Origin of the sequence: Clostridium puniceum (assembly GCF_002006345.1) — a bacterium.
In the GTDB taxonomy this organism is placed as follows: domain Bacteria; phylum Bacillota; class Clostridia; order Clostridiales; family Clostridiaceae; genus Clostridium; species Clostridium puniceum.
On the sequence record NZ_LZZM01000032.1, the window covers coordinates 64,875 to 80,753 of the forward strand.

Below are 15,879 nucleotides of genomic sequence, written 5' to 3' on the forward strand. Positions count from 1 at the left end.
GGGTTTGCTGAGCAAACCCTAATTATTATTGCATATTTTTATTCTATCTTTCTCTTTACTCTATATGTCTATTTTAATACATTGTTAATTTTAGAATTTTCTCTTTTATAAATACTTGTTTGATTACGCCCATTTAGTTTTGACTTGTACAAAGCCTTATCTGCATTTTCAATTAATTCATTTATAGAATAACCTATTTGGGGGAATATAGTTTCTATTCCCAAACTCAATGTAACATAAGGCGCTGCAGACGAGTGTTCATGAGTAATCTTTAATTCTTCTATGTTTTTTCGTATTGTTTCTGCTATAACCATTGTCCCTTCTTCATCTGTTTCAGGCAATATTACTGCAAACTCCTCTCCACCATACCTTGCTGCAAAATCTAATGGACGTTTTACACTAGAAGAAATAGTTTTTGCTACTTTAACAAGGCAATCATCACCTTGAAGATGACCATAATTATCATTATAATTTTTAAAAAAGTCAATATCAGCTATTATTAATGATATTGGATTATCTGATCTAAAACAACTTTTTAAACTCATATCTATATAGTTATCAAAACTTCTCCTATTGGGAATGCCAGTAAGTCCATCTAAAGTTGAAAGACTTTCCAATTTAAAATTTACTTCCTGAAGTTCCGATAATTCTTTAACCTTTAATTCCAACAACCTAGTTTGTTCTTCTAATAATTTCTTTTGATTATAAAGTTCTAAAAAAACTTTAACTTTACTTTGAAGAATAATTGGCTCTATAGGCTTAAAGAGATAGTCAACAGCTCCTATTTCATACCCTTTAAATATACATTTTTGCTCCTTACTTATTGCTGTTACAAATATTATAGGTAAATAACGAGTTTTTGAATTCATTCTCATAAATTCTGCTGTTTCAAATCCATTCATATCTGGCATTTGAACATCAAGCAATACAAGTGCAAATTCATAATCAAACATTAGGCTTAAAGCTTCATTTCCTGACGTTGCTTTTATAATATTACAATCCATCTCTTCAAGTAAGCTTTCTAGAACAAGTAAATTGTCTTGTCTGTCATCTACAATTAATATATTAATATCCTTTTCATTTTTCATCAGTATTCCTCACTAATTTTATTTTTCATTTGTATTCTCCACTAATTTAATTAATTTGTTGCTAATTTTATTTAAAGAAAGAATATAGTCTACTTCTGTAATTTTTATAGCTGCCTTCGGCATAAAATCTGCTTCTGCAGTGCTTGGATCTTGTACTATTGTAAGTCCACCCAGTTCCTTTATCTTCTTTAACCCTTTGCTGCCATCACTGTTAGCTCCTGTTAAAATGACTCCTATAAGTTCATCTCTGTAAACTTCAGCTGCTGAATCAAAAAGAATGTCAATAGCTGGTCTAGAATAATTTACTTTAGGATCAACTGTAAGTGATAAAGTTTCATCTTTTTCCACTAAGAGGTGATAATTAGATGGTGCTATATATGCATTTCCCTCAACTATCTTTTCCTTTTCATCTGCTTCTTTTACGTTTATTTTGCATCTTTCATTAAGATACCTTGCCATATAACCATCTGAGTGAGTGCTTAAATGTTGAACAATTAGTATTGATGCTGCAAATCCTTCTCCAAAAGGCATTAATATGGTTTTAATTGCCTCCATTCCTCCTGCTGAAGCCCCTATAACTATAACCTTATACATCCTTTTATCAGCTCCTATTTATATAAATATTAATATCCTTTTAAATTTCAACTAAGTCATAAAATATACTTTTTGCGATAAATTTTTTCACTATCACTAAGAACTTCAAATTTATCTCGACTACTTGAAAATGTAATACTTTCTTTTGAACCTAAGCAAAGAAAACAACCACTGCTTAAACTATCAAAAAATAAATTTATTACATCATTTTGCAACTTCTTATTGAAATAGATAAGAACATTACGGCAAATAATAACATGCATTTCACCAAATACTCCGTCAGTTACTAAATTATGCTCTGCAAAAGTAATCTTCTTTTTAAGTGACTGATCAATAATTACAGAGTCGTATTTTGCAGTATAATAATCAGCAAAAGAAGCTATTCCTCCAGCTTTTTGATAATTATATGTATAATCTTGAATATTATCAATTCCATAAATTCCATCTTTAGCTTTTTGTAAAACTGTAGTATTGAAATCAGTAGCATAAATTTGTGCTCTTTCATATAAGCCTTCTTCTTTAAGAAGAATCGCCATTGAATATACTTCTTCACCAGTTGAACATCCAGCATGCCAAATTCTAATAAACGGATAAGTCTTTAAAATAGGAACAACATTTTTTCTGAACTCTTTATAAAAGCTTGGATCTCTAAACATTTCAGTAACATTAATAGAAAAATCTGATAGCAATGCTTTAAAAAACTCTTTATCATATAATAATTTATATTGCATTTCTGAAATGCTATTTAATCCCACCTTAGATAACCTTCGGAGAATACGTCTTTTCATATGTGCATTTGAATAACTTCTAAAATCATGTCCATATTTTAAATATATTCCTTCCAATAATAAAGATACTTCGATATCTTCACTTTCAATTTTATCTTTTATTTGCTCTTGATTCATTTATATAACCACACCCTTAAAAGTGAAATAAGTTTATTAATCTCCACAGGTTTTGTTAAATAATCATTCGCTCCAGCTTCAATACACTTTTGTCTATCATCTTTCATAGCTTTAGCTGTTATAGCTATAATTGGAATATTATTAAATTTCTTTTCTTTTCTTATTTCCTGCATTGCAGTATAACCATCCATTTTAGGCATCATTACATCCATTATGATTAAGTCTATATATGAATTTTCTTTCAATTTTTCAATTCCTTCTGCACCATTACGCCCAACAATTACATTCATGCCTTTTTCTTCAAGAGCACTTGTTAGCGAAAATACATTTCTCATATCATCATCTACTATAAGTATGTTTTTATTTGTTAAAGATCTTTCTTTTTCATGACTAGATTTTATATGTTTAATTTTCTCATTCTCTATATTTGAATCTACGCTATGAAGAAATAAACTTGCTTCATCAAGAAGTCTTTGAATAGAACTATTCCCCTTTATTATAATACTCTCAGCATATTGGTTTAGTTTTTCTTCATCTTCTTGAGTAATATTATTCTCTGTATGAATTAAAATAGGGAAATTTTTTATATTTTCAGCTTTTAACTTATTTAACAGTTCTAATCCATTCATATCCTTGAGTTTTAAATCTAATATCATACAATCAAATTGTTCAGTTTTTAATAAGTTATATGCATCTAATCCACTTTCTAAGATATTTACTTGAATCCCTCTTTGATTTAAACTATCATATATAATATTTGTTTGATCTTTGTTTTCATCAACAATAAGAACCTTCTTAAAATCTTTTGATATGTTATCTTCAATCTCATTGAATAAATTATAAAGTTCTTCTAAATTCACAGGCTTTTTAAGATATTCTACTAAATTGTCTAATTTATTGTATGAATTTTTATCTTGACTTCCTGAAATTATATGAATAGGAATATTTTTAGTGGTTTCTATATTCTTCAATCTATCAACAACTTCCCACCCATTAATGTCTGGTAGTCCTATATCAAGCAGAATAGCATCTGGCCTGTATTTTGCTGCTAGCTTAATCCCTTCTTCGCCATTTTTTTCAGTTAAAACTTTGTAGTTTTTTTTATCAGCTAATTCAGATAATATACTTAAGAACTGTTCATCATCTTCAATTATTAAAATCAGTTTTTCATCTCTTCTTTCAATTTCTTCATAATCAAATTTGTCTATTGAGATGTCATTATTTGTGGATACATTTACTTCTTCAAAAACAGCATTAAACTCCTCATTATCGCCTTGATCTTTTCCTTTATCTAATTGAACCAATTCTATAACATCACTATCATTATTTAAAATGACTAAAGTAAACGTACTTCCCTTTCCTTCTTGACTTTTTAAATAAATTGTTCCTCCAAGTAAATGAGCAAGTTCTTTTGAAATAGACAATCCAAGTCCTGTTCCACCAAATTTTCTACTAATTGTTCCATCTACTTGCTTAAATGCCTCAAAAATTAAATTTTGCTTGTCTTCCGATATTCCTATACCAGTATCTATAACTTCTATACTTATTAACTTATTAACATCACCTTTAACATTAAAATATTCAATATCACGTTCTTTAGGTCTACAAATATTCATTACTATACATCCATCATTAGTAAATTTGAAAGCGTTAGCTAACAAATTATTCACTATTTGTTGAAGTCTTTGTCTATCAGATGTTATTTCCTCTGGCAATCCCTTTTCAATTTCAATTTTTAAATCTAAACTTTTTTGTAAAGCTATAGGACTAAATAACCTTCTTATATCTTCAACTAATTCTATTAAATTTACTTTTTCAAAATTAATATCCATCTTACCTGCTTCCACTTTAGACAAGTCTAAGATATCATTAATAAGTCTCAGTAAATTTTCACCTGATGAATGTATTGTTTTAGCATATTCTAATTGTTTTTCTGTTAATGGTTCATTATCTTTCTTATTTTCAAGCAATTGTGAAAGAACTAAAATACTATTTAAAGGAGTTCTTAATTCATGAGACATATTAGCTAAAAATTCAGATTTGTACTTATTGGCAATTTGAAGCTCTTTTGCTTTCTCTTCTATTTCAAAATTTGCTTTTCTTAATCGTTCATTATTTTTAATCATCTCTCTTTTTTGTTGTTCTAATTTTTGCGTTTGTTGTTCAAGCTCTTCATTAGACACTTTTAACTCTTCTTGTTGAGTTTGCAAATTCATTTCAGATTGTTTTAAGCTATTAGTTTGTTCCTCTAATTCTTCATTATTTTGTCTTAATTCCTCTTGTTGAACTTGTAATTCCTCTGCCTGTACTAAAGTTTTATCAAGAAGTTCCTTCATTTTTCTTTGGGCTTTGGCTGAATTAACACTTATAGCTATATTTTCACTAACTTGTTCAAGAAATTTTAATTGTACATCAGTAAATTCATTAAATGTTCCTAATTCAATAATACATTCAGCTTCTTCGTGATACATACAAGGAACAATCAAAATGTTCTTCGGAGTTGCTTCACCAACGCCTGAAACAATTTTCATATAACCTTGTGGCACATTTTTTACTAAAATACTTTGTTTTTCTAAAGCTGATTGTCCTATTAACCCCTCGCCTATATTAAATTCGTTTGATGAATCTTCACTAATATTATCCGCATATCCTCCAAATAATTTATATGTACTATCATCTGTCTTAATGTAAATTCTACCGATTTGTGCATTTAGATATCTACAAATATAACTAATTATCTGAAAACTTAATTCATTAATTTCTTGTAATCCTCGTATCTCCTCGCTTAATTCTGCTCTACCAGTTATTAACCAGCTTTGATTTCTATTTTCAAAAATTAACTCTTTAAGTTTAGTCATAAATATGTTGAAATATTTAGCCATATTTCCTAATTCATCTTTAGAATTAATATTTAATCTAACTTCTAAATTCACATCTCCTTCTGCTATTTCTTTAAATGTATTTGTCACAATTTCCACTGGATTCACAATCATTCTAATTACTAAACTTGCTATAATAATTGCTGCAATAGTTGCTAATGCTCCACCAGATAACATAACAGCTCTTGTTTCCTTCTCCATTTTTATTAGGTCAACATTTCTATTTTGTAATAATATTAATTCTTCATTATTAACTTCTCCAAGTGTTGAACGTAAATTATCCATTATTTTCTTTCCTTCACCAGATTGGACAATAGCAATCAAATCCTCTAATTTTGATTGTCCAGAAGAAACTTTCTGCCTGTTAATTATTATTTTTGTATTTTCCCAGTTTAACCATTCTTTATACTGTTCTTCAATATTAATTAATCGTTGTTGCTGCTCAGGATTATCTATAGTAAGTTCTTTAAGTTTATTGTAATGTTGTTCATAAGAATCTTTTCCTTGATTAAATGGTTCCAGAAAACTCTCATTTCCAGTAATAACATATCCTCTTGCTCCTGTTTCCATATTTACCAAACTCATAAGTACACCATCTGATTCCTGAATTACTTGATATGTATGAACATTCCACGCAACAGCTTCTGATTCCTTAACAAAATTAATATAACTATTCCCAATTACTGTGAGCATTATTAAAATGACAACACCAAAACCTAAAAACATTTTTTTTCCTATGTTTAAATTCCTTATGATCAATACTTGTCCTCCTGTTATAATTGTTTTTTAATAATCGTAGTGTTTTGTAAATTTCCATAGACATCATTTTTTATTCCAATTTCATCCTAAGCCTTAACAATATATATTTAATATTTAAATATGTATAAATATCAAATAATACTAATTATTGGACTAGTTAAGTAAGCTAAATACCTACATATAAAACTCTAATATAATATTTATGTTTGTGTATTGAAAAATTAAAATTTTATAACCCTATGAAGGCTACTGCACTTATAAAAAATTTTTATAAATTTAAGCGATTATATATCAGACTTCTCATTAATATCAACGAGTATTAATAATAAAGAAGTATTATTTTAACTAATTGAATGTAAAATATCTAACTATAATTTGTGAAAAAGAAATATTGGTAATGCAATCAGGTAGAACTTAGAAATCTGAGATTGATTAAATCAGTAAAATTTTAGCTATCTCAATTATTAAATATATCCAAAACACTTATAAAATTATATTTTGGATTATTAACTAAACTTAAAGCAAAAACATTAATCATGGTATATACTTCATTCTAAATAGGTTTGCAAGAAGAAGTGTAGAGATATTCTAAAAATAAAAGATTAATATTAGAATAATAAATTATGTCTTAAATATTAACTATATTATATCTTGATAAATTACTATTTACAATTGCTTAGATGTATTTTTTATAACCTCTTCAAAAAACTTACTTTTTATAAGTATTTATTATATTAACCAAACTATAAATTCAATTTGTAGCAAAGCAAAAAAGAGAAATACGTGCACTATTAAAGTATACATACATCTCTTTTTTCTTAGATCCAATTTTGAAAGCATTACATAAAACTAAATTATATTCTGCTTAGCAATATTAATTAATGCTTCAAAAACCTTCAAAAATTCACCATGTTTTTCTACTAAATTTTCTGGATGCCATTGCACTGCAACTAGAAATTTTTCATCAACACTTTCAATAGCTTCAACTATTCCATCATTAGAATTTGCTGTTATTTTTAAATTTTTTCCAAGTTCCTTTATACTTTGATGATGAAAAGAATTCACTTTTAAATCTTCTGTTTTAAATATATCAAATAATTTACTGCCTTTCTCAATTTTGACTGAATGATAAAGGTTTGATCTTAAAGTGTACTTTGGTGCATGACCATAGCTATTGGGAATCTGAGAATTAATATCTTGATATAAATTTCCTCCTAATGCAATATTAATAAGCTGAAGACCCCTGCATATTCCTAAAATAGGTATCTTTTTTTCATAAACTTCCTTAAATAGTTCTAATTCGAATCTATCTCTCTCCTCTATTATGCATTGAACTTCCTTCCGAGGTTCTTCATTATAAAATAAAGGAGAGATATCTTCTCCTCCTGTAAAAATTATCCCTTGAAGCTTATTAGTATATTCTTTTATATTTTCTATATTATCACTAAACGGAATAAGGATTGGTATGCCTCCCGCTTTTTGAACTGCTTTAATATAATCATTGTTTATTACACTATATATTTTTTTAGATTTAACTCGGTTGGACAAAGCTAATCCAATTATCGGCTTCATTAGTTACTCCTCCTCTTTTAGACACGTAAACTAAAATAATAAATTTCAATATTTCTTGCTACTGTTTTATACTATCAATTAAAGCTTTAAAAAGTTTTAAAAATTCCTTGTGTTTCAAAATTAGATCTTCTGGATGCCATTGTAATCCAATTAGAAATTTTCTGCTTAGACTTTCAATTCCTTCTATCACTCCATCTCTAGCAGTAGCAGTAACCTTTAAGTCTTTCCCTATATCTTTTATAGCTTGATGATGAAAAGAATTCACTTCTAATTCCATGGCTTTAAATATATCAAATAACTTGCTATTTTCTTCTATATCGATAATATGAAATAAATCATATACCTGCATTTCTGAAGGCATATGTCCATGACAATTTGGTATTTCTGAAAAAATATCTTGATATAAACTTCCTCCTAAGGCTACATTTATTAATTGTGCCCCTCTGCAAATTCCCAAAATAGGCATATTTCTATTATATGCTTCATGAAAAAGTGCCAATTCAAAATTATCTCTTGAAGGATTTATATTTGAAACAGACTTTGATGGATTTTCACTAAATTTTATAGGATCTACTCCTTCTCCTCCTGAAAAAATAATGCCGTCAATCATATCTAAATAAGATTTAACATCTTCAATATTTTCACTAATAGGAATAAATAGTGGTACTCCTCCTGCATTTTCAATAGCATTTAAATAATTATTACTTACTAAACTAAATGATTTTTCTATTTCAATATCCTGAAACATAGTTATACCTATTATGGGTTTCATTTTATTTCATCCTTTCTAATTTATGGATTGCCAATTATGGCATGCAACAAAATAGCCTTTATCAACTTCCTCAAAAGTTGGTATTTGTTCCTTGCAAATACTTGTGCAATATTTACATCTTGTGTGAAATTTACATCCATTCGGTGGGTTTGAAGGACTTGGTACATCTCCCTCAAGAATTATTCTATTGGTTCTAAGCATAGGATTAGCTGTTGGAATCGCAGATATTAATGATTTTGTATATGGATGAAACTTTTTATTAAATACCTCTTCTGAATCTCCTATTTCTACAATAGATCCTAAATACATAACGGCTACTCTATCACAAAAATATCTTACAAAGCTCAAATCATGAGATATAAATAAATAAGTCAGCTTAAATTTTTCTTTTAAATCAATTAATAAGTTAGTCACTTGTGCTTGTATTGATACATCCAAAGCTGAAATAGGTTCATCTCCTATTATAAATTTGGGTTTTAATACCATTGATCTAGCTATTCCAATACGCTGCCTTTGCCCGCCACTAAATTCATGTGGATATTTATTAATAGAATCTCCTCGTAGACCACAAAGTTCTAAAAATTCCTTAGCCATATTAACTGCATCATTTCCCTGTGCTATATTATGCTTTTTTAATCCTTCTGTAACAATGTCACCGATATTCATTCTAGGGTCTAAAGAAGCATAAGGATCCTGGAAAATAATTTGCATTTCTTTCCTTTTCCTTCTCATTTCTTCCTTGCTTAAATATATACTATTCTCAACATTATAAATAATTTCATTATTAAATTCAACGGTACCTCCACTAGGCTCAAGCAAATTTAGTATGGTTCTTGCAGTTGTTGATTTTCCACATCCTGATTCTCCGACTAATCCAAAGGTGGAACCTTCCATAATATTAAATGAAACATCATCTACAGCCTTAACAATTCTAAAATCACGCGAAAAAAAGCTCTTTTTAGTAGTATAATATTTTTTTAAATTTTTAACCTTTAATAATTCTGTCCCCAAAACTAAACCTCCTTCCCATTATAAAGCCAGCATCTAACTTTATGTCCATTATCTACATCTATAAGTTGTGGCATTTTTTCTTTACATATATCCATACATTTTTCACACCTTGGATTGAAACTGCACCCAGTAATCATATCTTTTAAATTGGGAACCATCCCTGGAATGTTATGTAATTTTTCACCTTTTCTAACATTTTCAGTTCTTGAATATAATAGTCCTTTAGTGTACGGATGTTTAGAATTTTCAAATATATCTTGAACTGCGCATTCTTCAATAACCCTGCCTGCATACATTACTATTACATTATCTGCCATTTCAGCTATTACTCCAAGGTCATGAGTTATTAATATAATTGAAGTGTTAAGATCTTTACTTAATTTTTTCATAAGTTCCAAAACCTGTGCTTGAATTGTAACATCAAGGGCTGTAGTTGGCTCATCTGCAATTATTAATTTGGGGTTACACGAAAGTGCCATTGCTATCATAACTCTTTGTTTCATACCGCCACTAAGTTGATGTGGATATTCATTTATAATCTTTTCTGGCATTGGAATTCCTACAAGCTTTAGCATTTCAATTGATTTTTGTTTATTTTCTTTTCCTTTTATTTTTTGGTGAATTTTTATAGCTTCCCCTATTTGCTGTCCTATAGTAAACACTGGATTTAGTGAAGTCATCGGTTCTTGAAATATCATTGCAAGCTTATTGCCTCTTATTGATCTCATTTCTTTCTCCGAAAGCTTAAGTATATCATCACCTTCAAAAATGATCTCCCCTTCTTCAATCTTACTAATAGAATCATCTAAGAGTCTCATTATTGACATAGATGTAACACTTTTCCCGCAACCTGATTCCCCGACTATTCCTAATATTTTACCTTCATATACTTTAAAACTAACATCATTTACAGCGGTGATTTTTCCTTCTAGTGTATTAAATGTTGTCTTTAATTTATTGACTTTAAGCAACTCTTTTTCCAACTGTTCCACCTCCTTATGATTTTGTTTTTGGATCTAGCGCATCCCTAAGACCATCCCCTAAGAAATTAATTGATATAATTGTTAAAAATACTAATAACCCTGGTGGAATCCATAACCACCACTCACTTTGAAGAGCTCTCATATTTTGAGCTGCTGATAACATATTTCCCCAGCTTGGTTGTGGTTGTTTTACTCCCATTCCAAGAAAACTTAGAGAAGCTTCTGATAAAATCCCCTGTGCTATTCCTAAAGTTCCATATATTATAATTGGTGCATAGATATTATGAATTATATGTTTTAATATAATTTCCCTGCTATCAAGCCCTAATGCTTTTGCTGCTTCAATAAATTCTCTTTCCTTTAAAGATAATATTTCCGCCCTGACTATTCTTGCAATTTTGGGCCATCCCAATATTCCAATTATAATCATGACATTCCAAATGCTAGGTCCTAGAATTGAAGCTATGGTTATAGCTATTACCATAAAAGGGAAGCACATTATTATATCTACAAATCTCATTATTACTTTATCTGTTATTCCACCAAAATATCCTGCTATTGCTCCTAAAGTTATTCCAATTCCAAGCTGTATAAGTGTTGCTAATACACCTACACTTAAAGAAACTTGTCCACCATATATAAGTCGTGTAAAAATATCACGACCCAGTTCATCAGTGCCTAATATATGCTTAGCTGTAGGAGCTGACTCTATGTTTAATAAGTCTACAGTATCCCTTCCATAAGGTGAGATTATTGGAGCAATTACTGATAATAAAATCAGAAAGCTTAAAATAACAGCTCCAAATACTGCAAGCTTATTTCTCTTTAATTTATTCCAGGTTATTTTAGCTGGAGTTAATGCTTTTTCTCTACTCACTTTCATTCCTCCTCTCCAGAATTTACTTATTCATACTTAACTCTAGGGTCTGCTACAGCATATAAAATATCTGCAATCAAATTAGATAGAAGCGTTACTACTGCAAATATCATTACAAGCCCCATAATCAAAGAATAGTCCCTATTGGTTACTGATTCATAATTTAATCTACCTATTCCTGGCCATACAAAAATTGTTTCTGTAAGTAATGCCCCTGAAAATAGTGCAGGGAGTTCTAAGCTAATAATTGTTATAATTGGAATCAGTGCATTTTTAAAAGCATGCTTTAAAACAATTCCAACAGAAGATACCCCTTTTGCCTTTGCAGTTCTTATATAATCCTGGCTTATTATATTTATCATGCTTGATCTGGTATATCTCATAAAAGCAGCTGTATTTATCATTGCTAGTACGATAGTTGGTAAAATCATATGATTGAAAATATCTATAATATGATTTATTCCTATGTAATTCTTTCCTACGGTAACCATGCCCGATACTGGTAGAACTTTTAAGTCAACTGCAAATATTTTAATTAAAAGCATTCCAAAGAAAAATGCTGGAATAGATAATCCTATAAAAGCTAGTACCGTCGAAACATAATCAAAAATTGAATATCTTTTCACAGAACTTATCATTCCTATCGGTATCGCTATTAATACACTCAAAAACAATGAGGCTCCTCCAAGTAGTACTGTATTACCAATCCTTGATTTTATAACATCTATTACTGGTTGTTTATAAGCAATTGAATATCCTAAGTCTCCACTTACAGCTCTAGTTATCCATTTAAAATATTTAATTGGAAGCGGATCATAATATCCTATCTGCCTAAGCATCTGCTCTTTTACTTCTTCTGTTACAGTTGGATCTACCATATTAGAATATGGATTTCCTGGCTGACAATTAATAAGAATAAATACTATTATAGATATACCTAAAAGTATTGGAATAGTGTTTAGCATACGTTTTAATGCATATTTAAACATTCATTTACCTTCCTTTCTATCATTTAATTCTCTCTTAATCCCTCTTCTATTTCCTTTATTTTAAAAAATAATAATTTCGCTAATAATTATATTTAGTTTAATCAGCTACATTTTTAACTAAATTATCTAGGTAAATACTCTAATAATACATATGGGGCTTAACGCCCCATACAATAATATATTCTAATTAGCAATTCATAATTTCTGCTATATATACTAAATGTTATGAATTGCAATTTCTATAAGTTTTATTGTTCTAAATACCAATTTTGAACATTTGAAAATTCATAATAAGAACCTGGTTTATAATTTTTTAATTTTTGATTATATGCTACTCCTTCATTTGGGCTATATAATAATACTGCTGGAACTGTTTCATTAAATTCCTTTGCCAATTCTTTATAAGTTGCTTTACGTTTATTTTGATCAAAATCACTTCTTCCAGCATCAATAAGCTTATCAATACTTTGACTTGAAAAACTTTCATACTTTCCAAATATGCTTCCTGGATTCGAATACCATGAAGTCTTAATATCTGGATCTATATCATTACTCCACCCTAAAAGGAATAAATCAAAATTCTTACTTTCCAACTGTTTTGTAAGACTTGCATATTCCATACTTTCAAGACTAAGTTCAATACCAATATCTTTTAAGTTTTGTTGTATTAATACAGCAGCCTGCTCTCTTGGTTTATTACCTGTTGAATATTTTAAAGTTAATTTTAATGGCTTTCCATCTTTGTGAAATGCTCCATCTTTTTCTTCATAACTTGCTTCTTTTAATAATGATTTAGCTTTTTCTCCGTCATAGCTGTATTGGCTAAGTTCTTCTTCTCCTGGATTTGCCCAGCTTCCTCCTGAAAATACAGTATTAACAACTTTGCCATGACCATCTAAAACACTATCAACTATACCTTTACGATTTATTGCATACGCTAATGCTTGCCTCACCTTATTATCTTTGAATGTGGAGTTTTCAAAATTAAAGCCCATAAATTGATAACTAATGCCATCATATTCATTTACAGTTATTCCTGCATTTTTATATATGTCAATATCTTTTTGCTTAAATGATGATAATGGTGCTATATCTAAATCTCCTTTTATAAGCTCCGACTGTGCTGTATCTTGATTGGTAACTTTGAATATAATTTTATCTAATTTAGGTTCTCCTAAGTTATAATCTGCATATTTATCTAATTCCACATATTGATCTGGAACAAATTCTTTAAATTTGAAAGGTCCGCTTCCAATTGGTTTTTTAAGCTGTTCACTCTTTGACCATTGAGCTACAGGTATCTTTTCCCATACATGCTTAGGAATTATACCTCTAGATGCAAATGTGGCAAGTCCTGGTGCAAAAACTTTTGAGAAAGTAAAGCTTATAGTATGTTCATCAATAACTTTTATGCCTGAAACGCTACTTGCCTTTTTATCTTTATAATCTTTTGCTCCTTCTACATTTTCTATTTGTGCAAATCTTGGCCCATCATAGTCTGGATCAGCAATAGTCGTAAATGTATAAGCAACATCATCAGCTGTTACTGGTTGTCCATCATGCCATTTTGCATTTTTATTTAAATGAAACGTTATTATTAATTGATCATCTGATACTTCATATTTATCTGCAAGAGATGGTACATAATTACCATTTTCATCTAAATTTATTAGTTTTTCATATACAAGATCAACTATACGATTATCATAAATGTTATTACTGAAACTTGGATGAAAGGAACCTGTTGGAGAACTCCACAAAGCGTACCTTAATGTTCCACCTGATTTTACAGATGCTTGAGTAGCTTCTGTTTTTGTTGCTTCCTGAGGTTTGCAGCCTGTTAAAATAATTCCACTTAGTAAAAATAGTACTGTTAACAATGATAAATATTTATTTTTCATGATATTTCCCCCTTACTTATTGCGTTAATTTTTATATTAATTTCTAGAGTCCAATCTTTCATATGGATGTATTATCATTAATTTTTTATTTTGTAATACATATGACTAATTAAACTCCATATATAATATTACTTTACCACTAAAATCTGTTTTCATACAATCCCCATTTGTTTACTTTGATATATAGTATATTATTTTCAGAAATTTCCGTCAATGCTTTTTTTCATTTTATTTCTATTTATGTTATTTATTTATGATAATATCTTATTATTCTATATTTGATTATGTGTAAAAAAACAAGGCTAGGAAATTATAAAATTTCCTAACCCTGGTTATATTTAATTTAGTATAAATATTTTAATAAAATAAATTATTATTTGTTTTCTTCTTCGAATTTCTTCATAAAGTCTACTAAAGCCTTAACACCTTCTACTGGCATAGCATTGTATATACTTGCTCTCATGCCACCAACAGTTCTATGTCCTTTTATGTTTTCAAAACCAGCTGCTTTAGCTTCTTTTACAAATTTAGCATCTAATTCATCGTTCCCAGTTATAAATGGTACATTCATTAAAGAACGATCTTTCTTAACAACTGTTCCATTGAACATACTACTTGAATCTAAGTAATCATATAATATAGCTGCTTTTTCTTCATTTATCTTCTTCATTACTTCTAAGCCGCCTTTGTTTTTAACCCAGTTAAATACTTTTCCACATATGTATATTCCATACGCTGGTGGCGTATTATATAATGAACTATTATCTGCATGAACTTTATATTTTAGCATAGTTGGAGTACCAGGTAAAACATCATCTGTGATTAAATCCTCACGGATTATTGCAACAACAACTCCTGCTGGTCCTGCATTCTTTTGAACGCCTGCAAATATTAATCCAAATTTAGTTACATCTACTGGCTCAGATAAGAAATCTGATGACATATCCGCTACTAATATTCTATCTCCCACATCAGGTAATTCCTTATAAGTAGTTCCATAAATTGTGTTGTTATGACATATATATACATAGTCAGCATCATCAGAATATTTTAAATCCTTTAAATCTGGTATATATGAGAAAGTTTTGTCTTCTGAAGAAGCTAAAATATTAACTTTACCAAATATTTTTGCTTCTGATGCTGCTTTTTTAGCCCATTGTCCTGTAACAATGTAATCAGCAACCTTATTTTTCATTAAATTCATTGGAATCATTGCAAATTGTTGTGATGCCCCACCTTGAAGAAATAATACCTTATAATTATCTGGAATATTCATTAATTCCCTTAATGTTTTTTCAGCCCCTTGTATGATACCCTCAAACGCTTTAGAACGATGGCTCATTTCCATAACTGACATTCCAGTACCTTGGAAATCTAACATTTCTTCTGCTGCTTCTTTAAGAACCTCTTCTGGTAATACAGCTGGTCCCGCTGAAAAATTATAAACTCTTGACATTAAAAAAAGCCCCCTTTTGATAATTTTTTTAATCTTTAATATTATAACACAATTTAAATATGAAGTAATGAAATTATAGTTTATTAATTACAA

12 protein-coding genes are annotated in these 15,879 nt (G+C 29.2%); all 12 read right to left on the reverse strand.

All coding sequences use genetic code 11. The features are described from left to right. Positions 1-68: 68 nt before the first annotated feature. The 12 genes from CLPUN_RS02885 to serC all read right to left on the reverse strand — a co-directional run bounded on the left by CLPUN_RS02885 (position 69) and on the right by serC (position 15,786). Positions 69-1,088, reverse strand: a complete 1,020-nt coding sequence (locus CLPUN_RS02885) for a GGDEF domain-containing response regulator (RefSeq protein WP_077845873.1) — start codon at positions 1,086-1,088, stop codon at positions 69-71. Positions 1,089-1,106: 18 nt separating this feature from the next. Further along, positions 1,107-1,682 carry a chemotaxis protein CheB gene (locus CLPUN_RS02890; protein ID WP_077845875.1) on the reverse strand — a complete coding sequence of 192 codons (576 nt, stop codon included), beginning with the start codon at positions 1,680-1,682 and terminating at the stop codon, positions 1,107-1,109. Positions 1,683-1,738: 56 nt separating this feature from the next. After that, a complete protein-coding gene (locus CLPUN_RS02895) occupies positions 1,739-2,587 on the reverse strand; it encodes a CheR family methyltransferase (protein WP_077845877.1) in 849 nt (282 codons plus the stop codon). Continuing rightward, positions 2,584-6,225, reverse strand: a complete 3,642-nt coding sequence (locus CLPUN_RS02900; RefSeq protein ID WP_077845879.1) for a response regulator — start codon at positions 6,223-6,225, stop codon at positions 2,584-2,586. Before CLPUN_RS02900 ends, CLPUN_RS02895 begins: the two co-directional genes overlap by 4 nt. A gap of 849 nt (positions 6,226-7,074) precedes the next feature. Further along, positions 7,075-7,797 carry a gamma-glutamyl-gamma-aminobutyrate hydrolase family protein gene (locus CLPUN_RS02905; protein ID WP_077845881.1) on the reverse strand — a complete coding sequence of 241 codons (723 nt, stop codon included), beginning with the start codon at positions 7,795-7,797 and terminating at the stop codon, positions 7,075-7,077. Between the two features lie 58 nt (positions 7,798-7,855). Further along, on the reverse strand, positions 7,856-8,569 hold the full coding sequence (locus CLPUN_RS02910) for a gamma-glutamyl-gamma-aminobutyrate hydrolase family protein (RefSeq protein WP_077845882.1): 714 nt from the start codon (positions 8,567-8,569) through the stop codon (positions 7,856-7,858). 15 nt (positions 8,570-8,584) lie between these two features. Continuing rightward, positions 8,585-9,580, reverse strand: a complete 996-nt coding sequence (locus CLPUN_RS02915) for an ABC transporter ATP-binding protein (RefSeq protein WP_077845884.1) — start codon at positions 9,578-9,580, stop codon at positions 8,585-8,587. 2 nt (positions 9,581-9,582) lie between these two features. Beyond that, complete coding sequence (locus CLPUN_RS02920; RefSeq protein ID WP_077845886.1) at positions 9,583-10,563, reverse strand: ABC transporter ATP-binding protein; 981 nt, start codon at positions 10,561-10,563, stop codon at positions 9,583-9,585. A gap of 13 nt (positions 10,564-10,576) precedes the next feature. Continuing rightward, on the reverse strand, positions 10,577-11,446 hold the full coding sequence (gene opp4C, locus CLPUN_RS02925) for an oligopeptide ABC transporter permease (RefSeq protein ID WP_198944280.1): 870 nt from the start codon (positions 11,444-11,446) through the stop codon (positions 10,577-10,579). A gap of 20 nt (positions 11,447-11,466) precedes the next feature. Further along, positions 11,467-12,429, reverse strand: coding sequence for an ABC transporter permease (locus CLPUN_RS02930; protein ID WP_077845895.1), 963 nt, complete (start codon positions 12,427-12,429; stop codon positions 11,467-11,469). Positions 12,430-12,677: 248 nt separating this feature from the next. Next, entirely contained in the window at positions 12,678-14,330 is a 1,653-nt protein-coding gene (locus CLPUN_RS02935; protein ID WP_077845897.1) for a peptide-binding protein, read from the reverse strand. A gap of 373 nt (positions 14,331-14,703) precedes the next feature. Next, a complete protein-coding gene (gene serC / locus CLPUN_RS02940; protein ID WP_077845898.1) occupies positions 14,704-15,786 on the reverse strand; it encodes a 3-phosphoserine/phosphohydroxythreonine transaminase in 1,083 nt (360 codons plus the stop codon). Positions 15,787-15,879 lie beyond the last annotated feature (93 nt).